The organism is Bacteroides sp. Marseille-P8574 (genome assembly GCF_902825465.1).
In the GTDB taxonomy this organism is placed as follows: Bacteria; Bacteroidota; Bacteroidia; order Bacteroidales; family Bacteroidaceae; genus Bacteroides; species Bacteroides uniformis.
Genome location: NZ_CADEBE010000001.1, coordinates 265,642 through 291,786, shown reverse-complemented (window position 1 = coordinate 291,786; position 26,145 = coordinate 265,642). Strand labels below are relative to the sequence as shown.

Sequence of the window (26,145 nt, the reverse complement as noted above, 5' to 3'; positions counted from 1 at the left end):
TTGCATATAGGAATAAAGCATGCTACGTAAGCTTCTGACTAATTCTCTGCTTTTTGGTATTTCACCTTATATACCACAGGTAATAAACGTATTCTTGCTGCCTATAATGACACAATACCTAACTGCAACAGATTATGGTATTGCTGGTACGATTAATGCATATACACAAGCACTCACAGCTTTATCCACTTTAGGATTTAATTCTGTTCTGGGAGTTATTTTTTATAAATGTAGTTTTCAATACAAGATCTTGTGGCGTGAGATATATGGTTTTCTCAATATTTGGATGATATTCTTTGCATTTCTTCAAGGCTTACTTTTGTATTTCATCATTCCTGAGGAGGCGGCAGAATATAAATGGCTGATTATTGCTTTAACTAATTTTTCTAATGTATTCTTTGGTCCTACTGCTACAATTGGCAATTATTATTATGTTAATAGTATGAAGCCAATCCCAATAGTGTGGAGGAGTATCTTGTCTGGTATAGTTACTCTTCTAGCCAATTATATTCTAGTCGTACATTATCGACTTGGCTACTTGGGTTGGTATGTAGGTGGCTTTTTAGGAGTATTTCTAATGAACGCTTCTTATTGGTATGCAGTTAATGTTGAATTAAAGCTATCACCAATCTATAATTTTAAGAGAAAAACTATACTTAAATACCTTCGTGTTTCACTCCCTACAGTGCCTCACTACTATTGTGGTTTCTTATTGAACTCCTCCAGTAAAGTGATCATGGATTTTTATTCCACCCCTCTTCCGGTATTTGGACGTGCTAACATAATGATTCAGATTAGTTCGCTGATGGAGAATTGGGTGAATGCTATAAATCAGGCTATCTATCCCATGTGTATGGAATCAATTAAGAAACGTGATGAAGTCAGGGCTAAAGCATTAATTTATGTCTATTTGGGCATTACCTATTTTTGCACTTTTATTTTTTCTTTGTGGAGTCGTGAAGTTTTCAATATTTTGATTTCCAATAAAGAGTTGGCATCAACCTATCCGTATGCTGTCATATTTGTAATGGCTTTTAATTATCGACCGATGTACGTAGGTGCGAGTAATATATTTTTTTATCATGAAAAGACAACCTCCCTTTTAAGATTAACTTTCTGTTCTGGTATCATTGCTTTTGTGTTGTATTGTATTTTAATTCCCTTCTTATCTATTTGGGGAATAGTTATTGCGTATTTCATCGCATCTTTCTATATGGGTTACGCAGGCTTTTATATGAAGGTATTTAAAGATAATTCTAAGATTACATATCCTATACTTAAAATAGCTGCCATTCATTTGTTTCTAACAGCAATGGCTTTATTTTTTGTTGATTCCGATCTTAACATTAAGATAGTTATTACAATTGTCTTTATTGCTTGTTTAGTAATAAAATCGTGGTTACAATTTAAAAAGACGTAATATTATTATATAGCTCGTAATTATAATTATTATGGAATAAGTAATATCTTTAATTGGGGAGTTTAATGAATATTTTAGAATGGAGCCATTCTGGATGGTAGTTTTATGTCTAAGAAGTTTAAACAAAACATGGAATGGATTAGTAAGTCTGCTATTTTCTTGAATGTTTTCAAAGTAGAAGGGCTTAACTAAAGTGGACAAGATATAAAGAATTTGATAGGCCTTGGAAACAAAAGTGGATGTTATTTTGACATTTTTGTGTTATTGAATGGTAAAAATATTACATATTACAAGGTGAAAAACATAGGCTTTTAATTACAATGAAAAAAATTCTATTCCCTTATCACTTGCTGGTTAGGATGCGGTTCAAGTTTCGTCGTTGGTGGGCCATGTATCACGCAAAGCGTCAAATTACGTCCTATGGTGTGGGGTTGTGTGTCAATGCCCCCTGTGTATTTGGAGGTAAAGTAATTTTAGGTGATAATTGTAACTTTAACGGGATGCAAATTTTAGGCGATGGTAGTGTTACAATTGGCAGTAACTTTCATTCGGGTACAGAATGCATGATAATTACCCAAAACCATAATTATGAGGGTACTTGTATCCCTTATGATGCAACGTATGTGCTGAAACACATCGTAATTGGCGACAATGTGTGGTTTGGTAATCGGGTGATAGTGACTGGTAGCATTACTATTGGAGAAGGTGCTATAATTGCGGCAGGTTCAGTGGTGTGTAAGGATGTGCCTCCATTGGCTATTGTGGGTGGAAATCCAGCCAAAGTTATCAAATACCGAAATAAAGAGCATTATTTCGATTTGAAAGTAAAAGGGATGTTTCATTAATAAAAATCAATGGTATGAATATTGCAATAGTAGGCACTGGCTATGTGGGTTTAGTGTCAGGTACTTGTTTTGCAGAAATGGGTGTTCATGTCATTTGTGTGGATGTGAACGAAGAAAAGATTAATGCGCTTATCAGTGGGCAAATTCCCATCTATGAGCCGGGACTTGATGAAATGGTCTTGCGTAATTATCGGGAGAGGCGTTTGAACTTTACTACAGATTTGACTTCAGTGCTTGATGATGTGGATATTGTCTTTAGTGCCGTAGGTACACCTCCGGATGAGGATGGTAGTGCTGACCTTCAATATGTACTTGCTGTAGCACGTCAGTTCGGACAAAATATAAAAAAATATACGGTATTGGTAACTAAGTCTACGGTTCCGGTTGGTACTGCTAAAAAGGTGAAAGCTGTTATTGAAGAAGAGCTGCAGCAACGAGGAGTAGAGATACCTTTTGATGTGGCAAGTAATCCGGAATTTTTGAAAGAAGGTGCTGCAATCAAGGATTTTATGAGTCCTGACCGTGTAGTGGTAGGCGTAGAGAGCGAAAAGGCAAAAGAAATGATGACTAGACTTTACCGTCCTTTTCTGCTCAATAACTTTCGTGTCATTTTTACCGATATTCCTTCTGCGGAAATGATAAAGTATGCGGCTAATTCTATGCTTGCTACCCGTATCAGCTTCATGAACGACATCGCCAATCTTTGTGAGTTGGTGGGTGCCGACGTGAATATGGTTCGTAAGGGTATAGGTAGTGATAGCCGTATTGGCAGCAAATTCCTTTATCCGGGTTGTGGGTATGGTGGCAGTTGCTTTCCCAAGGATGTAAAAGCGCTTATAAAGACGGCAGAACAAAATAGATACGAGATGAAAGTGCTGAAGGCTGTAGAAGAGGTGAATGAAAAGCAAAAGTCTGTACTTTTTAATAAACTTCGTGGCTTTTATCAAGGTGACTTGCAAGGTCGTACCATTGCCTTATGGGGGCTTGCTTTCAAACCTGAGACAGATGATATGCGTGAGGCTACTTCTTTGGTAACAATTAAGCTGTTATTGGAGGCGGGTTGCAAGGTTAGAGTCTATGATCCAGTTGCTATGGATGAATGTAGACGCCGTATGGGTAATGTGGTAACTTATGCTAATGATATGTATGATGCGGTACTTGATGCGGATGCATTATTGCTGTTAACGGAGTGGAAACAATTTCGTTTGCCTTCTTGGAGGGTGATTGCTCGTAGTATGCTCAAACCGTTGGTGATTGATGGGCGTAATATTTATGATGCTGAGGAGATGAAGGAAGTGGGAGTTGAATATTTTTGTATCGGACAGTAAGGATTAAGATAAGAATGCAATATGAAACACGCCTTTTTAATCATGGCATATAATGAACCGGAGATTCTGAATTTATTGCTTTCTAAACTGTATCACGAAAACAATGTTTGTTTTGTGCACATTGACAAAAAGGTGTCTTATGGTATAAAATAAAAATGTACAAAATAGTCGAAAAATATGAAGGGGTAATTATAGACAAACCAATAAATGTAAAGTGGGGTAATTATTCACAGATTAAGTGTGAAATGTTGTTGTTTAAGGAAGCATTTGAATATCCCGTTAATTTTGACTATTATCATTTGCTGTCTGGTGTTGACTTACCTCTTTATCTTATCCGATTCAATACGTACATCGTTTTTTCGAATTGCATAAAGGTGCTTTTTTGTTATTATTAATGAGGATAGTATAGACGAAAAGGCTGGATTTGAACGAATTAATTATTACCATCTTTATACTTGCTTCGGAAGGAGATTCACGAATATTTTGCTACGAACAGGATTTGCTACATTTAGTATTAAGATACAAAAAATGATAGGAGTATCAAGGTGTAAATCAGATATTAATTTCGGTGTTTATAAAGGCAGTAATTGGTGTAGTGTTACATATAATGCTGTTGAATTTCTACTCTCAAAGAAGAAAGACATATTTCGACGATTCAAATATACTATGTGTGCAGATGAAGTGTATAAACAAACCGTCTTTATGAATTCTCTATTTGCAAAATGCGATATATAACCTCGGAAGATGATAGGATGAAATCTAATCTACGTGAAATAGACTGGTCGCGTGGTAACCTTTATACGTGGAAAAAAGAAGATATAGTTTTATTGTCCCATAGTCCCAATCTATTTGCGAGAAAATTTTCCATACATCATCGCTCTGTTATTGATTATATCCGTGAGCATATATAATAATAAAACCATATAATGTCGAGTATTACGAAAAAATACAGTGTGATTATTCCGCATAAAAATACCCCTGAACTTTTGCAACGATGTTTAGCTTCTATTCCAAAGCGTGTTGATATTCAGGTTATTGTAGTAGATGATAATAGCGATTTAGACAAAGTGGACTTTTATCATTTTCCTGGTATGGATGATGAATGTGTGGAAGTGTACTTAACGAAAGATGGTAAAGGAGCCGGTTATGCAAGAAATGTTGGATTGAAACATGCCAAAGGTAAATGGTTGCTGTTTGCTGATGCAGATGATTATTATGTGGACGGTACATTTGATGTATTGGATAAGGAATTGAATGAAGATTTAGATGTTTTGTATTTTAATGTGACATCAAACTCGACGCGAAAGGAAGCTAGGGCATCTTGTATTGCTGGTAAGTATGAGGACTATTTTAAGACGAAAGATGATACACTTGTGAAATTTGGTATTTGGTCTCCATGGAATAAATGTATATTTTCGAAATTAGTATTTGATTATGGTTTAGTCTTCGATGAGGTTCCGGTTGGTAATGATGCTATGTTCAATTTGAAAATGTCTGGGTATGCACGCAAATATAAAATTATATCAGAGCGTTTGTATTGTCTGACTGATACAGAAGGATCTATAACTTTTAGACAACAAACTTATGATAGAATGTTTAACTACATGAAAGTGGGTATAAGTATTAATCAATTTTTATATGAGAGAAAATTATATAATTTATCTACTCCTATAATTTCACCTTATATTATAAGGAAAATAATCCATGACTATGGATTAAAAAAGTTATGTAATTATATTTTATATATCCATCGAAAATGGAGTTTGATTAAGGCTATAAGAATGTATGCAGGTTATCTTGAAGCAAAAAAGAAAATATGATATTATTTGTTGTAAAAAAAAAAGACTAATAGACGCTAAATTACGATTTTTCTATAGTATACTGACATTTTTTTTAGTTTTTGCATTTCCATTATTGCCGGGTTTGAGTAGTGCCAAATTGGTAATGGTAGGACTATGTTTATATTTAGCTTTAAAAAGAGATAGTTGGCTAAAGCTTAACAAAATCAATGTCAATTTTAAAAAGGCAATACGTAGTTATCTATCGGTTCACTATTTCTTGTTTTTTTGGACTTTTTTCCTTACTATTTACTATAGAGAATTTGACTTTTCATTAACAAGCATGTGGCTGTCCAGCCTAATTCTGTATTATGTATCTTTTGTCTTTTACACCAAAGCTTCTAATTACATAAATATTCCCAAAACTATCGTTTATTGTTTCATATTTCAATGTTTGCTGATTTTACTATCAATGTTCTGTGACACATTTTATAATATATCTAGTATTTTCAGAGGAGATGTTGATAAAATTGAAGTATATGGGAGGCTTAGAGGTACTGCAATCTGTGGTTATCAGTTCTTTGGTCTTGCTACTATGTACTCTTTTGTTTTACTTTATTATATTCTTCATATAAAACTGTTTAAGAGAAAAATTCTCTACTTTATATTCTTGACTGTTTTCGCTCTTTTGAATGGACGTTTTTCGATTGTTGCATTAATTACTGGAATTGCATTTTATTTTATTCGTGAAATTTTAAATGGACAGCTAAAAAAAGCCATATCATTCATAGTGATTATGATTGTCTTTATCATCAGCTTAATCGTCCTATTATATTATTATGTGGATATGATTTCAGATCCATTTTTATATAAAGTAGTATATAATTATCTTGTACAACCATTAGATTCCATATTTATTGATGGAGAATTTCGAACCCCGTCAACAGATTATTTGCAGGATATGTACGAAAGCAAGTATATACAACAGTTTTTTATTTGGGGATCTGGTCGATTCATGGATGAAGCTGGAGGATATTTTGGAAGTGTGGATGCAGGATACTTGAGAATATTAGGGTATTATGGTATAATAGGATTTATATTTGTCTTTTTTTCGCTGTTTTACTTGATTTTTCTGACTCGAAGCAATCTTGATATATTTACTAAGATTGCATTTTTCTGTTTATTCTTAGCTTTCAACTATAAGGGGGATGTACAAGTATATCACAATAACATAATACCACTTATGGTAGCATTCTTATTTTTCAATAAAGCTACAGATTGCGATAGGTCTTTAGGGATAGTAAAATGAATAAACCTATCTATTTTCTTCTTCAGCACCTTAAAATAGGAGGTGTTGAAATTTGTATTACGAATATTGCCAATGTATTAGTTCAAAGAGGATACAAAGTTTTTTTGGTGCTTACATTGCAAGACATTGAATTGTCAAATATCGATTCCCGCATAAGAATTATTCATCTGACAAAGCTTCATCATGGTGATAAATCAATATTCTACAAATTATATAGGAGAGGTGTCTCTTATGTGGCAATCCGTAGATTTATTCATAAATTGAATAATACGATTATTGTGTCGACGCGCAATGAATATAATATAATGCTCTCAAAATATTCTAATAATACCAATATCCGTATTGCTCAGCTTCATCATGATTATGTCGGTCATAAGGGTATCGAGAACGATTTCAAATTGCGGTATCTCAATATTGACAATTTCCTTATTCTTACAGATGATGTTAAAGAAGAAATACGGAAAATGGTTACTCCTTATAATAAGCATACAAAACTGATTACAGTTCCCAATTTTATTTCTTCGATAAATATGGAATGCAATAGTATAAAACCGAGAGATAATATTGCTATTGCAGTTGGAAGACTATCGTCTGAAAAAGGATTTCTAAGGTTACTTGATATTTGGAAGGTCGCTCTTTCATTGTCTGATTGTAATATTAAACTTTTCATAGTGGGCGAAGGGCCTGAAAGAAATAACTTGGAAAAAAGAATTATCGAGTTAGGTATTGGTAGTTCTGTAACACTGTTAGGACAAAAATCAAGCCAAGAAGTCTTGCACCTTATGTATAGATCAAAAGTATATTGTATGTCCAGTTTTACAGAGGCTTTTCCGACAGTACTATTAGAAGCTATGTCGTGTCGGCTACCACAGATAGCTTTTGATGTCCGTGTTGGTCCTCGCAACATTATCCTTAATGATAACACGGGCTATTTAGTACGAGATAATGATATAACGACTTATGCGAATCATATAATCCGTTTAATGAATGATAATATTGAATGGCAAAGATTTTCGTTCAATTCATATAAAAGGGCTAAAGATTTTTCTGTGGATAATGTCATTAATAGATGGGAGTCAATTTTTAAAGGTGAAATATAGGGCTGGTTTTAATTTTAAATACATGAAAAACTTTATATCGGACATATATCATATGTTTCTTACTATAGTTATGATTATTCCTCTTCATCGATTCAGAATCTTTGTATTAAGATGTTTCAGGATGAAAATAGGCAAACATTGTGCCATCTGTAGAAATGTCGATATACGTTCACCGTATCGGATTGAAATTGGGGAGCATTGTACAGTGAATAAAAGAGTCGTTTTAGATGGAAGAGGTGGCGTGAAAATAGGAAAAAATGTGGATATTGCTCAAGATGTGAATATATGGTCTCTTCAACACGACTATAATTCTCCAACTTATTCTACGAATAGTGGAATTGTAGTTATAGAAGACTATGTATGGCTTGCATCACGAGTGACTGTTTTGCCAGGAGTGACCATTGGCAGGGGGGCGGTTATTGGTACTTGTAGTGTGGTAACCAAGGATATTCCACCAATGAGTATAGCTGTAGGTAATCCTGCTAAAGTCATAGGCAGGCGAGATGATTGTTTGGAATATGAATTAGGTCATCGTGGTTGGTTTAAATAGCTTTTATTTATGAGACTTTTATATATAGCCCCCAAATTTGAATCAAATTCTTTTGGAGGTGATTATGTGTGTAAACGGAATTTACGTTTTTTGAAGTCCATATTGGGTGAAGAAAACGTAATAGAATATCATCTTAAAAAATCTTCTTTGAAGAGGGCAATTATTTCATCTTTTTCAGCATGTAGCTATGGAATGAGTAGAGATGAAGAAAAACGTATAATAAAAATGGCGTTAGCTAACGATTGCAGGATAGCTTTTATTGAACTTTCACTAAGAGGTAATTTAGCCCAATTACTCCTCCGGAATTCTATCAGAACTATAACGTTTGCTCATAATGTAGAATCTCAATTATATAAGCATCGTCATATTCATGCCAAAACTTTGATCTCTTATTTTCAATATCGTATTATTCGTTGGAATGAACGAAAAGCAATCAATAATACAACCAAACTGATTACATTAACCGAACGCGATAGCTTGGAGATGAGAAAGGCTTATAATAGGGATGCAGATATGATAATTCCTATTAGTACTTCCATAAAAAAAGATCTTTTTGCCACATCACATAATGATGATTATTTCCTATTTGTTGGTTCTGACTTTTTTCCAAATGTTGAAGGAATAGTTTGGTTTATCAAGAACGTAGCACCATACATTAATCATGAAATATGGGTTGTGGGTTCATGCTGTTATAATAATGCGATAAAGAAATTGCCTTTGACTTCAAATGTTCGTTTAAAAGGATACATTCCTGATTTAGATATGTGTTATAGAAACGCATTGGCTGTTATTGCACCTATCTTTTCGGGCTCAGGAATGAAAACTAAAACAATTGAAGCACTCAGTTACGGAAAGAGTATATTCGGAACAACTGAAGCATTTGTTGGAATAGAAACAGATTTTGCGAGGATTGGGGGAGAATGTAATAATGCTGCTGAATTTATAGAAAAAATGAATTCATTGGCCTACGAAAGAATAAATTCATATTCTATTCAATTATTCCTTAAATATTTTTCAGACATTATAGCTAAAAAACATTTTGACAACCTTATTGCTTCCCTTAATAATTCAATAATGATTAATACGAGCTTCATTAAAAAATGAAAAAACTACTGTTCATATCTTCTCGTCCTATTTACCCAATTGTCGGTGGTGATCAAATTCGTACAGCACAATGTCTTGAATTTCTTCGTTTATATTTTGATGTACATGTTATCATAATAGGAAGTGACGAAAACTTATCTAAGCCTGATAATTATGGCTCTTATAAATATTTTCAAAATAGCAAATTGCAACATCTATTCCAAGCTCTGAATTTTGTTCTAAACGATCTTCCAATTCAAGTAAATTATTATTATAATAAAAAAGTTCAAAAGTATATTGATTCAATCATCCATTCATTTGATGTCGCTTTTTGTAACAACTTACGAACTGCTCAATATGTTCGTAAGTATAAATCTGTTATCAGGGTGATAGATTTTGTAGATGCAATCTCTATGAATTATGATAAAGCGCGGAAGTATGCAAGGTTTCCAATGAAATGGATTTATACAATTGATTGGAAACGATGTAAAATTTATGAATCCACATTGCTAGACGAATTTGATCGTGCATGTGTTATCTCAGAAGTTGATAAAGCTTTTATTTTGGATAATTCTAATTGTAATAAGAAACTCTCTGTTATAGGTAATATGGCAAATGTTTCTGATATAGTGTTTCCTGAAGAAAATGGTGCTATTGTTTTTGTCGGTAAAATGAATTATGCTCCTAATATATTGGCTGTAAAGAACTTTGTAAGTAATATTTTTCCCTTTGTAGTAGCATCAATACCGACTGTAAAGTTTTATGTAGTTGGAACACATCCGACTCGGGAAATTCAGAATCTAGATAATAGCAAGAATATCTTTGTTACAGGATATGTTGAGGATACAAATGAATATCTTGATAGGGCTTCGGTCGTTATAGCTCCGATGATATCAGGAGCTGGCATCCAAAACAAGATTATTCAAGCTATGGGGCGGGGTAGATGTGTGGTTACTACTAAAATAGGATCCGAAGGTCTATCAATTGAAAAAGGGGAAATAGGAATAGCAAATTCAAATTTAGAACTGGCTAATCTATTAGTTTCACTTTTAAATGACCCGGCACAACGAGTTAAAATGGGTAAACTCGCAAAAGGTTATATAATGGAACGGCTTTCAAGAGAGACCATCGGCAAAGAATTTCAAGAATTTATACAAGGTGCTTACTGAGTATGTCGGTAAAAAAGTATTTTTTTTATTTTCAGCCTTTACGTACATTGTTGGCTTACATATCTTTTCATAACCTAAGAGTGATTGAATCCGTGAACAAACCATATAAAGAACAAGAACAGATGGTGCCGAATGTTGCTGAACCGGTAGTTGTAAATGTGGGTAATAAGAATAATCCTGATATCATTACGGAAGGACGTGATGATATTAGGCGTGGCATTTCCGGTGAAGAATTATTGGATAGGCTTTGCTTTCGTATAAAAGCTTTGTTTGAATGAAAGTTGTATTTGAGTTTATCAAATACATACGTTTCTAGTCAGTATAATTTTAGCATATTTCAATGAACATACTTATCACGGGAATCCACGGCTTTGTGGGTTCCAATCTTGTTGTTGCTTTAAAGGAACATCATAGCCTTTACGGACTGGATATTGTCGCTCCTGAAAAGGCGGGGGTGATAAAGACTTTTTTCTGGAAAGATATTGAACCGGCTTCTTTTCCGATGCGGAATCTTCCTGAATTCGATGCCATTATTCATCTGGCTGGTAAAGCCCATGATACGAAGAACCAGTCTGCTGCCCAAGCCTATTTTGATATCAATACGGGATTGACCCAAAAGATATTTGATTTCTTTCTGGAATCGTCTGCGAAGAAGTTCGTATTCTTCAGTTCTGTGAAAGCCGCTGCAGACAGTGTGGTGGGTGATATGCTGACTGAAGATGTGGTGCCTGCTCCGGTAGGGCCTTATGGGGAAAGTAAGATAGCTGCCGAGAATTACATCCTTGACAAGTTGAAGGTTGAGAATGGGAAATTGAAAGCTAATCCTTATGATGACAAGCAGGTTTATATCCTGCGTCCCTGCATGATTCATGGTCCCGGTAACAAAGGCAATCTGAATCTTCTTTATAATGTGGTGAGGAAAGGTGTTCCCTGGCCTTTGGGGGCTTTTGAGAACAGAAGGTCTTTTACTTCGATAGACAATCTCTGCTATGTGGTGGAAGGTCTTTTGACCAAGGAGGTAGCGAGTGGTATCTACCACATGGGAGATGACGAAGCCTTGTCCACGAATAAGCTGATAGCTTTGATGTGTCGGGCTTTGGAGCGCAAGCCGCATATCTGGAAGATAAACAGAGGACTGATGGAATTCTGTGCCCGGCTTGGGACTCTGCTCCATTTGCCTTTAAATGAAGAGCGTCTGCACAAGTTGACTGAGAATTATGTGGTGAGTAATGCGAAGATAAAGGCTGCCCTGGGTATTGACAGAATGCCGGTGAGGGCAGAGGAGGGGATAGTGAGAACGATAAAATCGTTCTCAAATATAAAAGTAAACAATTAAAAATTAAAGAGGAAAATACTGTTATGTATTATCTGATTATATTGGTTCTGCTGTTTTTGGCAGAACTTTTTTATTTTAGAGTGGCTGATAGGTGCAATATCATCGACAAGCCCAATGAGCGGAGTTCCCATACGAAAGTGACTTTACGCGGTGGTGGGATTATTTTCTATTTCGGGGCGTTTGCCTATTTCCTGACGAGTGGCTTTGAATATCCCTGGTTCCTGCTTGCCTTGACACTGGTGACGTTCATCAGCTTCGTGGACGATATAAAATCCACCGGACAGATGACAAGACTGCTTTTTCATTTCTCTGCTATGGCTATGATGTTTTATCAGTGGGGGCTGTTCTCTTTGTCCTGGTGGTGGATAGTCATAGCCTTGATAGTCTGTACGGGCATCATCAATGCCTACAACTTTATGGATGGCATTAACGGCATAACCGGCGGTTATTCTCTGGTTATTCTTGCTGCGTTGGCTTATGTCAATAAGGAGGTGGTTACTTTTGTGGAAGCGGATTTCATCTATACCGTTATCTGTTCTGTTCTTGTCTTCTGTTTCTTCAATTTCCGCAAGAAAGCCAAATGCTTTGCGGGTGATGTGGGTTCGGTGAGCATTGCCTTCATCCTTCTTTTCTTGATAGGCAGTCTCATCATTGAAACAGAAGATTTCAGTTGGATAGTCCTTTTATCCGTTTATGGTGTGGATAGTGTGCTGACTATCATTCACCGCCTGATGCTTCATGAGGATATCGGACTACCGCATCGTAAACATCTGTATCAGATTATGGCGAATGAGCTGAAGATTCCTCATGTAATGGTTTCTTCTATTTACATGGCAGTACAGGCAATCATCATCATAGGATATATAATGTGTTTGGATTCAGGCTACTGGTATCTGCTATGTACCATCCTCTTGTTAAGTCTTATTTATGTCTGTTTCATGAAGAGGTATTTTGGATTACATCAATCAATTTGAAATAAGCTTTCCTTTTCTTGATTAAGTTGGCTTGCCTAATCTGTCGACTTGTAAATCAATACTTTATAAACTTATCTCAGAAAACAGCTTCAGCGAGGCTGTTTTCTTTGTTTGCAGGCAAATATATCCTCACCTTTGCATTGTTGATCAACAAAACGAGATTAAAAACCATGTTGAATTAAAAATGTAAAAAGGAGAAAGATAGTATGCCTTTATTTTATTATGCAAGACAGTCGTCTCTGGCGACGAAAGAAGGTGCCAAACTTTGGCATCTGAGTTTGAAGAAAGTGGGAAGGGCCGTGGATGCGCAACAGCTGGCTGAGGTGATTGCCGAGAAGTCTTCATTGACTCCGGGTGACGTACATAATGTAATCCGTAACCTGATGACGGTAATGAGGAGCCAGTTGCTGAACAGCCGTACGGTGCGTCTGGATGGCTTAGGCACATTCACCATGAAGGCCCGTACGCGAGGTAAGGGAGTGGCCAAATCTGAAGACGTGAATCCCAATCAGGTGACTGCTTTGCGCTGCCAGTTTACTCCGGAATACACGCGCCCGGCTGCCATAGGCACTACGCGTGCCCTGCTCCAGGGTGTGGAGTTTGAGAAATGGACGGGAGTGGTTACTGATGGTAAGGATGATGCTGGTGATGGTGGTAATTCCGGTGGCGGTTCCGACGGTGACCAGGGAGAGAACCCATTAGGATAAGATGGATTTACTAATTTTGAAAGATTAAGACTATGAAAAAGAACGTTTGGGACAAGATTTTGAAGGTAGTGATAGCTGTTGCTTCCGCCATATTGGGAGCTTTAGGCGCCAATGCAATGAATGTATAAATTGTAGATTTATATAGAATATTAGGAGAAAGGCGGTGAAGGAAAAGCACTTCATCGCCTTTTTGTTATTTTCTTCATTTATAATTCCCTGCCAACCAAAAAATCTTATTACCTTTGCAAGTCACTTTTGGAAACAATAAAAATATAATGATATGAATATCTCTTATAATTGGTTGAAAGAGTATGTCGATTTCGATTTGACACCGGATGAAGTTGCTGCGGCACTGACCTCCATCGGACTGGAAACGGGAAGTGTGGAAGAGGTGCAAACCATTAAAGGCGGACTGGAAGGACTGGTCATCGGCGAAGTGTTGACATGCGAAGCTCATCCTAACTCAGACCATATGCACGTCACTACGGTGAACCTGGGACAAGGTGAACCCGTGCAGATTGTATGCGGCGCTCCGAATGTAGCTGCCGGACAGAAAGTGGTAGTAGCCACGTTGGGTACAAAACTGTATGACGGTGACGAATGCTTTACCATCAAGAAATCAAAACTTCGTGGCGTGGAATCTGTCGGCATGATTTGTGCTGAGGATGAAATCGGTATCGGTACAGACCACGCAGGTATCATCGTACTGCCGGAGACTGCTGTTCCGGGTACGCTTGCCAAGGACTACTATAACATCAAGAGCGATTACGTGCTGGAAGTGGACATCACTCCCAACCGTGCCGATGCTTGCTCACATTATGGGGTGGCACGCGACTTGTATGCCTACTTGATACAGAACGGTAAGCCGGCTACTTTAAAGAAACCTTCGGTAGACGCTTTTGCGGTAGAAAATCACGACTTGGATATTAAAGTAACTGTAGAGAACAGCGAGGCATGTCCCCGATATGCCGGCGTTACGGTGAAAGGGGTTACAGTGAAAGAAAGCCCCGAATGGTTGCAGAACAAGTTGCGTATTATCGGTCTGCGTCCTATCAATAATGTGGTGGATATTACCAACTATATCGTCCATGCTTTCGGCCAGCCGCTGCACTGCTTCGATGCAGATAAGATTAAAGGCGGTGAGGTGATTGTAAAGACCATGCCGGAAGGTACTCCGTTTGTAACTCTTGATGGCGTGGAACGTAAATTGAACGAACGCGATCTGATGATTTGCAACAAGGAAGAGGCGATGTGTATTGCCGGTGTGTTCGGCGGTCTGGATTCCGGTTCTACGGAAACCACCAAGGATGTGTTCCTTGAAAGTGCCTACTTCCATCCGACATGGGTACGCAAGACAGCCCGTCGTCATGGATTGAACACAGATGCTTCTTTCCGTTTTGAAAGAGGTATTGACCCGAATGCCACTATTTACTGCCTGAAGCTGGCTGCTTTGATGGTAAAGGAACTTGCCGGAGGTACCATTTCTTCTGAAATAAAAGATGTGTGCGCCGCTCCTGCCAAGGATTTCCGTGTGGAACTTGCCTATGAGAAAGTGAACTCACTGATTGGTAAAGTTATTCCGGTGGATACCATCAAGAGCATCGTGACAAGTCTGGAAATGAAGATTGTAGACGAGACAGCCGAAGGGCTTACACTGGATGTTCCTCCTTACCGTGTGGACGTGCAGCGCGATTGCGATGTAATAGAGGATATCCTGCGTATCTACGGATATAATAATGTGGAGATTCCGACTACCTTGAAGTCTTGTCTGACTACCAAGGGTGAATATGATAAATCCAACAAACTGCAGAACCTGGTTGCCGAGCAGCTGGTGGGCTGTGGTTTTAATGAGATTCTGAACAACTCGTTGACCCGTGCCGCTTACTATGACAACCTGGAGTCTTATCCGTCAAAGAATCTGGTAATGTTGCTGAATCCGTTGAGTGCAGACTTGAATGCCATGCGTCAGACACTGCTTTTCGGTGGATTGGAAAGCATCTCGCACAACGCCAACCGTAAGAATGCAGACCTGAAATTCTTTGAATTCGGTAATTGTTATCACTTCAACGAGGAAAAGAAGAATCCGGAGAAAGTGCTTGCCGCTTATTCCGAAGACTATCATCTTGGTTTGTGGGTGACTGGCAAGAGGGTGACCAACTCATGGGCTCATCCGGATGAGAACAGCTCGGTATATGAGCTGAAGGCATACGTTGAGAATGTCTTTGCCAGATTGGGGCTGCACATGCATGATTTGGTTGTCGGCAATCTGACTGATGACATCTATGCTGCCGGTTTATCCGTACAGACAAGGGGGGGAAAGCGGTTGGCTACTTTCGGTATTGTAACAAAGAAGCTGCTGAAGGCATTCGATATTGACAACGAGGTTTACTATGCCGATTTCAACTGGAAAGAATTGCTGAAGGCCATCCGCAATGTGAAGGTGAGCTATACGGAAATCTCCAAGTTCCCTGCCGTGAAACGTGACTTGGCGTTACTGCTCGACAAGAAAGTGCAATTTGCGGAAATCGAGAAGATTGCCTACGAGACGGAGAAAAAGCTGCTGAAGGAGGTTTCTCTCTTCGACGTTTACGAGGGTAAGAATCTGGAAGCCGGTAAGAAGAGTTACGCGGTGAGCTTCCTGCTGCAGGATGAGAATGCCACGTTGAACGATAAGCAGATTGACAAGATTATGTCCAAACTAGTGAAGAACCTGGAGGACAAGTTGAATGCCAAACTGCGTTGATTCATTATTCAGAATTTATAATTCATAATTTAAAATACAGTTCCAATGGGAAGAGCGTTTGAATATAGAAAAGCTGCCAAATTGAAAAGATGGGGTCACATGGCAAAGACCTTTACAAGACTGGGTAAACAAATTGCTATTGCGGTGAAGGTCGGTGGTCCGGAGCCGGAAAACAACCCGACACTGCGTTCGGTAATCGCTACTTGTAAGCGTGAAAACATGCCGAAGGATAATATTGAACGTGCTATCAAGAATGCGATGGGTAAGGACCAGAGCGACTATAAGGGGATGACTTATGAAGGATACGGTCCTCACGGTGTAGCTGTTTTTGTGGATACGCTGACTGATAATACTACCCGTACAGTAGCCGATGTGCGTTCCGTGTTCAACAAGTTCGGCGGTAACTTGGGAACAATGGGTTCACTGGCTTTCTTGTTTGATCACAAGTGCGTGTTCACTTTCAAGAAGAAAGACGGTATCGATATGGAGGAACTCATTCTTGACTTGATAGACTATGACGTAGAGGAAGACTACGAAGAGGATGAAGAAGAAGGTACTATCACTATTTATGGTGATCCGAAAAGCTATGCAGCTATCCAGAAACATTTGGAAGAGTGCGGTTTTGAAGATGTCGGCGGTGAGTTTACCTATATCCCGAACGATATGAAGGATGTGACTCCCGAGCAACGCGAAACCATCGACAAGATGATAGAGCGTCTCGAAGAGTTTGATGATGTACAGACGGTTTATACTAACATGAAACCGGAAGAAGGCGGAGAATAATGACATATACATACAAGACGCAAGGTACGTGTAGCAGTAACATCGAACTGGATGTGGAAGATGGTATTGTGAAAGAAGTGGCATTTTGGGGTGGATGTAATGGAAACCTGCAAGGACTTTCACGTTTGGTGAAAGGCATGCCGGTAGATGCGGTGATTGCTCGTTTGGAAGGAATTCGCTGCGGAAGACGTTCCACTTCCTGCCCCGACCAATTGTGCAAGGCATTGCACGAGATGGGGTATTGAGCCTCCTGCCTGAAAGAATGGATGAGAGCCCCTGACATTGAAAGATGCCAGGGGCTTTTTTTGAACCTAACATGGAGGTATTTGTTATTATTTGAGTATTTTTACGCTCTTAATTGAACAGACACAATGAAGAATATTTTTAAAGACTTGAAACGGAGAGACCACAAACGCTATCTGGGCGGTCTGGACGTTTTTAAATATATAGGTCCCGGACTGCTGGTGACTGTGGGCTTTATTGACCCGGGGAATTGGGCATCTAATTTTGCGGCAGGGTCTGAATTTGGCTATTCATTGCTGTGGGTCGTGACTTTATCCACTATCATGCTGATTGTATTGCAGCATAATGTGGCGCATCTTGGCATTGTAACCGGCTTGTGCTTGTCCGAAGCCGCTACCAAATATACTCCTTCCTGGGTGTCGCGTCCCATATTGGGTACAGCAGTGCTGGCTTCCATCTCGACTTCGCTGGCAGAGATATTGGGAGGTGCCATCGCTTTGCAGATGCTGTTTGACATTCCCATCATATGGGGCTCTATCTTGACTGCCGTATTTGTAGTCGTCATGCTTTTCACTAATTCCTACAAGAAGATAGAACGTTCCATCATTGCTTTTGTTTCGGTCATCGGGCTCTCCTTTATCTATGAGCTGTTTCTGGTGAAGATAGATTGGCCGCTGGCTGCACAAGGGTGGGTGATACCTTCGTTCCCGCATGGGAGTATGCTGATTATCATGAGTGTACTCGGTGCGGTGGTGATGCCGCATAATCTGTTTCTGCATTCGGAAGTGATACAGAGCCATGAATATAATAAGAAAGATGATGCGTCCATCCGTAAGGTGTTGAAATATGAATTGTTCGACACGCTGTTCTCTATGATTGTGGGATGGGCCATCAACAGTGCCATGATACTGCTGGCAGCGGCAACTTTCTTTAAAAGCGGTATTCAGGTGGAAGAGTTGCAGCAGGCCAAATCCTTGCTGGAGCCGTTGCTGGGGAGCAGTGCTGCCGTGGTTTTTGCATTGGCATTACTGATGGCGGGTATATCTTCTACGATAACCAGCGGTATGGCGGCAGGTTCTATCTTTGCCGGTATTTTCGGAGAATCCTATCATATCAAAGATAGTCACTCGCAGGTGGGTGTGATTCTGTCGCTGGGCATTGCACTGCTGCTGATTTTCTTTATCGGAGACCCGTTCAAAGGACTGCTGATTTCACAGATGATACTGAGCATCCAGCTGCCGTTCACGGTTTTCCTGCAAGTAGGATTGACTTCTTCGCGCAAAGTGATGGGGCAGTATGTAAACAGCAAATGGAGTACATTTGTACTTTATGCCATTGCTGTGGTGGTCACTGTGCTGAATATCATGCTGCTGGTATCCGAGTTGACATCTTGAATAATTCATTTTTAAGAAATCAAATAAGTAGTATGAAGATTATTACATATAACGTAAATGGGCTGAGGGCTGCCGTGACAAAAGGTTTTCCCGAGTGGCTGGCACAAGAGCAGCCGGATGTGCTTTGTTTGCAGGAAACAAAGCTGCAACCGGAACAGTATCCGGCAGAGGCGCTGGATGCTTTGGGGTATAAGCATTACCTATATTCTGCACAGAAGAAGGGGTATAGCGGAGTCGCTATTCTGAGCAAGCAAGAACCGGACCATGTGGAATATGGTATGGGTATTGAAGAATACGATAACGAAGGGCGCTTTATCCGTGCCGACTTCGGCGATGTGTCCGTTGTGAGTGTTTATCATCCTTCCGGTACCAGCGGTGATGAACGCCAGGCCTTTAAGATGGTCTGGTTGGAGAAATTCCAGGAATATGTATTGGAGCTGGAACGTACGCGTCCTAAACTCATTCTTTGCGGCGATTATAATATCTGCCATGAGGCAATAGACATTCACGACCCTATCAGGAATGCCACCAACAGTGGCTTCCTGCCTGAAGAGCGGGAGTGGATGACGCGCTTTCTCAATGCGGGATTCATAGATTCCTTCCGTTGGCTTCATCCCGACAAGCAGGAATATACGTGGTGGAGCTATCGCTTTAATTCACGTGCCAAGAACAAAGGGTGGCGCATTGATTATTGCATGGTGAGTGAACCGGTGCGCCCGATGTTGAAGGAGGCGAGAATATTGGGTGACGTTGTTCATTCGGACCATTGTCCGATGTTGTTGGAAATTACAGAATAATGATGATGGAAACAAAAGACAGAATCGAAAAAGCTGTGGAGCTTTTCAAGAGTGGCTATAACTGTTCGCAATCGGTAGTGGGAGCTTTTGCAGATATGTATGGTTTTACAGAAGAGCAGGCTTTCCGGATGTCCGCCTCTTTTGGTGGTGGCATAGGTCGTATGAGGCAGACATGCGGTGCTGCATGCGGCATGTTCCTATTGGCCGGATTGGAAAAAGGAGCTGTGGAAGGCAAGGACCGTGAAGGTAAGGCGGCAAACTATGCGTTGGTGCAGGAGCTGGCTGCTGAATTCAAGAAACGAAATGGCTCTTTGATATGTGCTGAATTGTTGGGGTTGAGAAAACCGGAAGGTTCGTCCGTTCCGGAAGCCCGTACCGAGCAGTATTATGCTAAACGCCCGTGTGCCAGGATGGTAGAGGTAGCTGCCCAAATTTGGACCGAATACCTGGAAAAAACGTCCTCAAAGTAAGAAAAAAGAACTTTTTTACCCCTTAGTAAGAAAAAAAGTGCCTAATAACGTGTTGTATAACATAAATATACCTATCTTTGCAGCGATATAAAAACACCGACATCTCTATCTTTGGAGATGAGGATAACGTTTAACTAAAAGCAAATAGAAATGTTAAAAGAAAAAGCTGGTAATGTTGCAGGACAGATTTGGACTGCACTGAATGGCACAGATGGCTTGACTCACAAGCAAATCAAGAAAGCAACTAAACTGATCGACAAGGACTTCTTCCTGGGATTGGGCTGGTTGTTAAGAGAAGACAAGGTCTCTACTTCTGAAGTGGAAGGCGAATTGTTTGTAAAGCTGAACTAAGCAAGGAATTGATTGGAATGTTATAAAAAGATGCGTTGGTACATGAATATGTTATCAACGCATTTTTTTTATTTGCTCTGTTTTCACTATCTTTGCGCACCCAATTAATAGATAGTTATTGACAATGAAGAATATACGAAATTTTTGCATTATTGCCCATATCGACCACGGTAAATCAACTTTGGCAGACCGTCTGCTGGAATTTACCAATACTATACAAGTAACTAACGGACAGATGCTGGATGACATGGACCTTGAGAAGGAAAGAGGTATCACCATCAAGAGCCATGCCATACAAATGGAGTATACATATAAAGGCGAAAAGTATATTCTGAACTTGATAGACACTCCGGGACACGTTGACTTCTCGTACGAGGTGTCACGTTCCATCGCCGCTTGTGAAGGAGCCTTGCTTATTGTAGATGCTTCGCAAGGAGTGCAGGCGCAGACCATTTCAAACCTCTATATGGCGATTGAGCATGATTTGGAGATTATTCCCGTCATCAACAAATGTGACATGGCAAGCGCCATGCCCGAGGAAGTGGAGGATGAGATCGTCGAACTGTTGGGCTGCAAGCGTGATGAGATTATCCGTGCTTCCGGCAAAACAGGCATGGGAGTGGAAGAGATTCTGGCTGCGGTCATTGAGCGTATCCCTCATCCGGAGGGTGACGAGGAAGCTCCGTTGCAGGCGTTGATTTTCGATTCTGTCTTCAATTCTTTCCGTGGTATCATTGCATATTTCAAGATAGTGAACGGTGTGATTCGTAAAGGGGATAAAGTGAAATTCTTCAATACAGGCAAGGAATATGATGCGGATGAAATCGGAGTGCTCAAAATGGAAATGATGCCACGTCCGGAGTTGTGTACGGGGGATGTGGGCTATATCATCTCGGGTATCAAAACCTCTAAGGAAGTGAAAGTAGGCGATACGATTACGCATATTGCCCGTCCTTGCGAAGAGGCCATCGCCGGTTTTGAGGAGGTGAAGCCGATGGTTTTTGCCGGTGTGTACCCCATCGAGGCAGAAGATTTCGAGGACTTGCGTTCTTCTTTGGAGAAGTTGCAGTTGAATGATGCTTCGCTGACTTTCCAGCCTGAGTCTTCATTAGCTTTGGGCTTTGGTTTCCGTTGCGGTTTCCTTGGGCTGCTCCATATGGAGATTGTGCAGGAACGCCTTGACCGTGAATTTGACATGAACGTTATCACCACCGTGCCCAACGTTTCCTACAATATCTATGACAAGCAGGGAAATATGACTGAAGTGCATAACCCCGGCAGCATGCCCGACCCTACCATGATAGACCGTATTGAGGAGCCCTATATCCGTGCCTCGGTGATTACCGCCACTGATTACATCGGCCCTATCATGACTCTTTGTCTGGGCAAGCGTGGCGAGCTGGTGAAGCAGGAATATATTTCAGGTAACCGTGTAGAAATATACTATGACATGCCTCTTGGCGAAATAGTTATCGATTTCTATGATAAATTGAAGAGTATCTCTAAGGGATATGCCTCTTTTGACTATCATCCCAACGGTTTTCGTCCTTCCAAACTGGTGAAGCTGGATATTTTGCTGAACGGTGAGCCGGTGGATGCTCTTTCTACCTTGACACACTTTGACAATGCCTACGAATTGGGACGCCGGATGTGCGAAAAGTTGAAAGACCTGATTCCGAGACAGCAGTTCGATATCGCCATTCAGGCTGCTATCGGTGCCAAGATTATTTCCCGGGAAACGATTAAGGCTGTGCGTAAGGACGTAACGGCCAAATGTTATGGAGGTGACGTGAGCCGTAAACGAAAATTGCTTGAGAAACAGAAGAGAGGTAAGAAGCGTATGAAACAGATTGGTAATGTGGAAGTACCTCAGAAAGCGTTCCTTGCAGTCTTGAAGCTGGATTGATGTCGAAAGGATGAAATCTTAAATCAAATATACTTCTTTATGATTATTTTGCGTACTGTGAAAAACTTCTCGTCGCTGAATATAGCGGCGAGCATCTTGCTGTTTTTGATGGCTATTTTGGCGGCTGTTATTGCTAATTCGCCGATGGCTCCGCTGTATCAGGGCTTTCTTTTGCAGGAACTGCATCTGCGTATCGGAGACTTCAACTTGTTCTCCCATGGCGGTCATCCGTTGAAAATGATTGAGTTTATAAACGACTGCCTGATGACTGTTTTCTTTCTGGCTGTGGGGTTGGAGATAAAGCGGGAACTGCTGGTGGGTGAACTTTCTTCCTTTCGTAAAGCCTCTTTACCTTTTGTAGCGGCGTGTGGCGGTATGCTGGTGCCGGTCATTGTCTATTCACTTCTGGTCGTTCAGGGCACTCCGGAAACGCGCGGCATGGCTATACCGATGGCTACGGATATTGCTTTTTCATTGGGGGTACTCAGTCTGCTGGGTAAGCGGGTGCCTCTGAGTCTGAAAATTTTTCTGACGGCATTTGCAGTAGTTGATGATATTGGCGGTATTTTGGTTATTGCTATTTTCTATAGCTCCGAAGTGGCTTACGGATACCTAATTGTAGCCGCTGTCCTTTATTTCTTCCTTTACTATATGGGGAAATTCGGTATGACACAGAAGATATTTTTCCTACTTATCGGGCTGATTATTTGGTATTTGTTCCTTCAGTCGGGCATTCATAGCACTATTTCCGGAGTGATACTGGCTTTTGTGATACCGGCTCGTCCCCGTTTGGATGCCGGGAAATACATTAAGCGTATCCGCGATATCATCGGTGATTTTCCGGTTTCCAAATCGGATAATATTATATTGACCAATGAGCAGATTGCCACTCTAAAACAAGTAGAACGCGCTTCTGATTATGTGATTAGTCCTTTGCAATCCTTGGAAGACAATTTGCATGGTACGGTAAACTTTGTGATACTGCCGCTTTTTGCTTTTGCCAATGCTGGTGTGGTGTTCAGTGGAGGCGGTGGCGTTGTTGGAGCTGTTAGTATAGCGGTGGCTGCAGGATTGCTTCTTGGTAAGTTTATCGGTATTTTTCTGTTTACCTGGCTGGCGGTCAAGAGTGGTTTGTCCTCGATGCCTCCGGGAATGAATTGGAGAAGTGTTGCCGGAGTATCCTTGTTGGGGGGGATTGGTTTTACGGTATCTTTATTTATTGCCAACCTTTCTTTTGCAGGAGAATATCCGGATCTGCTGAACCAGGCGAAGTTTGGTGTATTGCTGGGAACGATTGTTGCCGGTATGTTGGGATATATGGTACTGAATGCGGTGTTGCCGAAGGTTAATAACAAATAGATCTCTACTTTGGATACTGGACGAAGAATCGGTTCTCCAGGGATATTCAGTAAATCCTTTGAAAGATAAGTTGGCATGTGTCAATGATTTAAGAAAACGTATTCTTTGTTACAGAAACAGAAGGAATAGTCCGTTATTCTTAAAAAACATTCGTATCTTTGCTGATACAAGTCGAAAAGGACCTTCCGGATATGAAGCACATAAAGGCAGTTGCCGGATACATATTGATTCTTTCTCTCTGCCTCGTGTGTGCACACCCTGCCCATGCGGAGACGCGGCGTATTGCGCTGATACACTCTTTCGAGCCGGGCTATCCACCTGCTGCGAAGGCTTTGGAACTGTTGCAAAGAGAGTTCAGTCTTCTCGGCTTGGACTGCGATGTACGCGAATACTATCTGGATTGCGACCGCTACATGGAGGAGGCAGAAAACCTCCGTATGGCTGGTTTCGTGGACGACCTCTCTGCCTGGGGAGCCGAGTTGATAGCCGTGCTCGACGACCAGGCTGCCTATGCGCTGATGGCATGCAGACACCCGTTGGCGCATGAAATACCCGTTGTGTTCAGCGGTGTGAACTATCCCAACATATCCCTGCTCCTGCAATACCCCAACATCACGGGCTATGCCGACACGCCCGATTACTTGCGTACCATACGTATGATAGAGAGTATCATGGGCAAGTCGCGCATCTGCCTGATGAACGGACAAGTGTTTCTGGACCGCAAGATATGGCATGCGTTGAATGAGCAGTGTCGTGGGCAGGGGTTCGCCATCGTGACCTCTACAGAGGGTGCTTACTTTGCCGGTTCCTCCTATCACCGTGTGCGCGAGAGGGAGACTATCAGCCCTATACTGAAACGGCAGAACATAGACGTGTTGCTGGACACCACGAAGATTGTGCGCATGACGAGCGACTCCATAGCGATACGCCATCTGATGTGGTTGGGACGCGGCGACAATACGTTGCTGCTCTACACCAAGCGAGACTATACCACCAAACGTGTGGGCATGCTTTTCGACAATCCCACGTTTCAGACCATCAACGAGGGCTTCGGCTTTGCCGACTACTTGCTGGGAGGATATTTCACTCCACTGGAAAGCCAGATAAGATACATGGCTACCGGTATCAAGGAACGTCTTGAAGGACGGATGCCCCGGCAGCAGGTGACGGAATGCGCCAAGCAGTACGTGCTGAACTGGCATGTGCTGCAGAAGTATGGTATCCCGCTCGAGAGTATCCCGGTGGAGTACACTGTGATGTATATTCCTTTTTCGGAGCGCTACCGCTATCCTATACTTATCGGTTCCATCTTGGGCGCAGTCTTCGTGCTGACGGTAATAGTCTTGCTCTCCTTCAGCCTGCTGCGCGAACGCAGGCGCAAGCGTGAGGCACTGCGAAACCTCCTCTACGAGCATGAGACCCTCTGCCTGGCCATTGAAGGAAATTCTACCTACGCCTGGCGACTGGAGGGAGATTCCGTGTCCTGCGATTCTCAGTTTTGCGAGCTTATTCATCATCGCCCCGGCCGTCTTCTGCTCGATGAAATCACTCCCTACATTCATCCCGACGACTTACCCGCCTTCCGCAAGAACATAGCGGCAAGGCATGAACACACGCACCACAAGGGGCAGTATCGCTGTAACTTCACCGGTGAGTTCCAGTGGTGGGAGTTCAGCTACAATACCATCCACACCCCCGGACACGCACCCATCATAGCCGGATTGCTGCAGAATATCCAAGAACTGAAAGACCACGAGCAGGAGCTGATAGAATCCCGCGAGCTGGCAGAGCAGGCCGAATTGAAACAGTCGTTCCTCAACAACATGAGCCACGAGATCCGCACTCCACTCAATGCCATTGTCGGCTTCTCGGATATGCTGGCCAATGAGCCGGAGTTTTCAGACGAAGAGCGGCAGGAGTTTGTGGACATCATCAATACCAATACCAAACTGCTACTGAAGCTGGTGGGCGATGTGCTGGAACTGTCGCGCATCGAGTCGGGTAACCTCTTGTTCACCTTTCAGCGGGAGAGTGTGCGCCGGCTGCTCGATGACGTCTATCAGACGCATAGCCTGCTTATCCAGCCGTCGTTGCAGTTCCTCAAGGATTTCCCTCCCGAAGATGTGCAGGTGAATGTAGACCCCATGCGACTGACACAGGTACTCACCAACTTTCTGAACAATGCCAACAAGTTTACGAAAAAAGGCAGCATCCGGCTCGGGTATTGCTGTCCGTCCGGTATGAGCGAGGTACATCTCTATGTGGAAGATACCGGCATAGGCATTCCGCACAGCGAGCAGAAGATGATTTTCGAGCGTTTCTACAAGCGTAGCGAGTTTTCCCAAGGCGTCGGGTTGGGCTTGTCCATCTGTGTGCTCATCGTCGAAAAGATGGGAGGACGCATCGAACTCCAGTCCGAGGAAGGCCGTGGGAGCCGTTTCACAGTGATACTGCCTTGTATTGAATAAATGCTTAAAAAATGTAATCGTGTTGTAACAAC

Annotated in this window: 23 protein-coding genes and 1 pseudogene; all 24 read left to right on the top strand. The window is 41.2% G+C overall.

Annotated elements, in window-relative coordinates:
- The first annotated feature begins 19 nt into the window (after positions 1-19).
- Positions 20-1,420: a lipopolysaccharide biosynthesis protein gene (locus HUX74_RS01260; RefSeq protein WP_120137061.1), complete on the top strand. Its 1,401-nt coding sequence runs from the start codon at positions 20-22 to the stop codon at positions 1,418-1,420.
- Between the two features lie 320 nt (positions 1,421-1,740).
- Complete coding sequence (locus HUX74_RS01255) at positions 1,741-2,265, top strand: acyltransferase (RefSeq protein ID WP_120137062.1); 525 nt, start codon at positions 1,741-1,743, stop codon at positions 2,263-2,265.
- A gap of 14 nt (positions 2,266-2,279) precedes the next feature.
- Positions 2,280-3,593, top strand: coding sequence for a UDP-glucose/GDP-mannose dehydrogenase family protein (locus tag HUX74_RS01250; protein WP_174646062.1), 1,314 nt, complete (start codon positions 2,280-2,282; stop codon positions 3,591-3,593).
- A 926-nt stretch (positions 3,594-4,519) separates the two neighbouring features.
- A complete protein-coding gene (locus HUX74_RS01240; RefSeq protein WP_120172656.1) occupies positions 4,520-5,413 on the top strand; it encodes a glycosyltransferase family 2 protein in 894 nt (297 codons plus the stop codon).
- Complete coding sequence (locus tag HUX74_RS01235) at positions 5,379-6,680, top strand: hypothetical protein (RefSeq protein WP_174646060.1); 1,302 nt, start codon at positions 5,379-5,381, stop codon at positions 6,678-6,680. The genes HUX74_RS01240 and HUX74_RS01235 overlap by 35 nt, the downstream gene beginning before the upstream one ends.
- Entirely contained in the window at positions 6,677-7,780 is a 1,104-nt protein-coding gene (locus HUX74_RS01230; RefSeq protein WP_174646059.1) for a glycosyltransferase, read from the top strand. The genes HUX74_RS01235 and HUX74_RS01230 overlap by 4 nt, the downstream gene beginning before the upstream one ends.
- Positions 7,668-8,282 (top strand): annotated as a pseudogene (locus HUX74_RS20985) (hypothetical protein); the annotation flags it as partial. The gene HUX74_RS01230 and the pseudogene HUX74_RS20985, both read left to right, overlap by 113 nt.
- Before the next feature lie 57 nt (positions 8,283-8,339).
- Complete coding sequence (locus HUX74_RS01220) at positions 8,340-9,434, top strand: glycosyltransferase (RefSeq protein ID WP_174646058.1); 1,095 nt, start codon at positions 8,340-8,342, stop codon at positions 9,432-9,434.
- Entirely contained in the window at positions 9,431-10,582 is a 1,152-nt protein-coding gene (locus HUX74_RS01215; RefSeq protein ID WP_174646057.1) for a glycosyltransferase, read from the top strand. Before HUX74_RS01220 ends, HUX74_RS01215 begins: the two co-directional genes overlap by 4 nt.
- A gap of 2 nt (positions 10,583-10,584) precedes the next feature.
- Positions 10,585-10,860: a hypothetical protein gene (locus tag HUX74_RS01210; protein ID WP_174645966.1), complete on the top strand. Its 276-nt coding sequence runs from the start codon at positions 10,585-10,587 to the stop codon at positions 10,858-10,860.
- 62 nt (positions 10,861-10,922) lie between these two features.
- Positions 10,923-11,918 (top strand): NAD-dependent epimerase/dehydratase family protein, encoded by a 996-nt coding sequence (locus HUX74_RS01205; RefSeq protein WP_174646056.1) that lies wholly within the window; start codon positions 10,923-10,925, stop codon positions 11,916-11,918.
- A 23-nt stretch (positions 11,919-11,941) separates the two neighbouring features.
- The gene (locus HUX74_RS01200; protein WP_174646055.1) at positions 11,942-12,892 is read left to right on the top strand and encodes a glycosyltransferase family 4 protein; all 951 of its coding nucleotides are present in this window, start codon (positions 11,942-11,944) and stop codon (positions 12,890-12,892) included.
- 206 nt (positions 12,893-13,098) lie between these two features.
- Complete coding sequence (locus HUX74_RS01195; protein ID WP_016273556.1) at positions 13,099-13,599, top strand: HU family DNA-binding protein; 501 nt, start codon at positions 13,099-13,101, stop codon at positions 13,597-13,599.
- 32 nt (positions 13,600-13,631) lie between these two features.
- Positions 13,632-13,727 (top strand): smalltalk protein, encoded by a 96-nt coding sequence (locus HUX74_RS01190; RefSeq protein ID WP_005828262.1) that lies wholly within the window; start codon positions 13,632-13,634, stop codon positions 13,725-13,727.
- A gap of 152 nt (positions 13,728-13,879) precedes the next feature.
- Positions 13,880-16,342 carry a phenylalanine--tRNA ligase subunit beta gene (gene pheT / locus HUX74_RS01185; protein ID WP_174646054.1) on the top strand — a complete coding sequence of 821 codons (2,463 nt, stop codon included), beginning with the start codon at positions 13,880-13,882 and terminating at the stop codon, positions 16,340-16,342.
- A 45-nt stretch (positions 16,343-16,387) separates the two neighbouring features.
- Positions 16,388-17,125 carry a YebC/PmpR family DNA-binding transcriptional regulator gene (locus tag HUX74_RS01180; RefSeq protein WP_174646053.1) on the top strand — a complete coding sequence of 246 codons (738 nt, stop codon included), beginning with the start codon at positions 16,388-16,390 and terminating at the stop codon, positions 17,123-17,125.
- Complete coding sequence (locus HUX74_RS01175; protein WP_005828266.1) at positions 17,125-17,370, top strand: TIGR03905 family TSCPD domain-containing protein; 246 nt, start codon at positions 17,125-17,127, stop codon at positions 17,368-17,370. Before HUX74_RS01180 ends, HUX74_RS01175 begins: the two co-directional genes overlap by 1 nt.
- 126 nt (positions 17,371-17,496) lie before the next feature.
- Positions 17,497-18,762, top strand: coding sequence for an Nramp family divalent metal transporter (locus HUX74_RS01170; RefSeq protein WP_174646052.1), 1,266 nt, complete (start codon positions 17,497-17,499; stop codon positions 18,760-18,762).
- Positions 18,763-18,794: 32 nt separating this feature from the next.
- The gene (locus HUX74_RS01165; RefSeq protein ID WP_005828268.1) at positions 18,795-19,559 is read left to right on the top strand and encodes an exodeoxyribonuclease III; all 765 of its coding nucleotides are present in this window, start codon (positions 18,795-18,797) and stop codon (positions 19,557-19,559) included.
- Positions 19,559-20,029 carry a C-GCAxxG-C-C family protein gene (locus HUX74_RS01160; protein ID WP_034532774.1) on the top strand — a complete coding sequence of 157 codons (471 nt, stop codon included), beginning with the start codon at positions 19,559-19,561 and terminating at the stop codon, positions 20,027-20,029. Before HUX74_RS01165 ends, HUX74_RS01160 begins: the two co-directional genes overlap by 1 nt.
- Before the next feature lie 150 nt (positions 20,030-20,179).
- The gene (locus tag HUX74_RS01155) at positions 20,180-20,380 is read left to right on the top strand and encodes a winged helix-turn-helix domain-containing protein (protein WP_005828272.1); all 201 of its coding nucleotides are present in this window, start codon (positions 20,180-20,182) and stop codon (positions 20,378-20,380) included.
- A 124-nt stretch (positions 20,381-20,504) separates the two neighbouring features.
- Positions 20,505-22,286: a translation elongation factor 4 gene (gene lepA / locus HUX74_RS01150; protein WP_174646051.1), complete on the top strand. Its 1,782-nt coding sequence runs from the start codon at positions 20,505-20,507 to the stop codon at positions 22,284-22,286.
- A gap of 39 nt (positions 22,287-22,325) precedes the next feature.
- Positions 22,326-23,645 carry a Na+/H+ antiporter NhaA gene (gene nhaA, locus HUX74_RS01145; protein WP_117600557.1) on the top strand — a complete coding sequence of 440 codons (1,320 nt, stop codon included), beginning with the start codon at positions 22,326-22,328 and terminating at the stop codon, positions 23,643-23,645.
- 191 nt (positions 23,646-23,836) lie between these two features.
- The gene (locus HUX74_RS01140) at positions 23,837-26,113 is read left to right on the top strand and encodes a PAS domain-containing sensor histidine kinase (protein ID WP_174646050.1); all 2,277 of its coding nucleotides are present in this window, start codon (positions 23,837-23,839) and stop codon (positions 26,111-26,113) included.
- Positions 26,114-26,145: the final 32 nt, after the last annotated feature.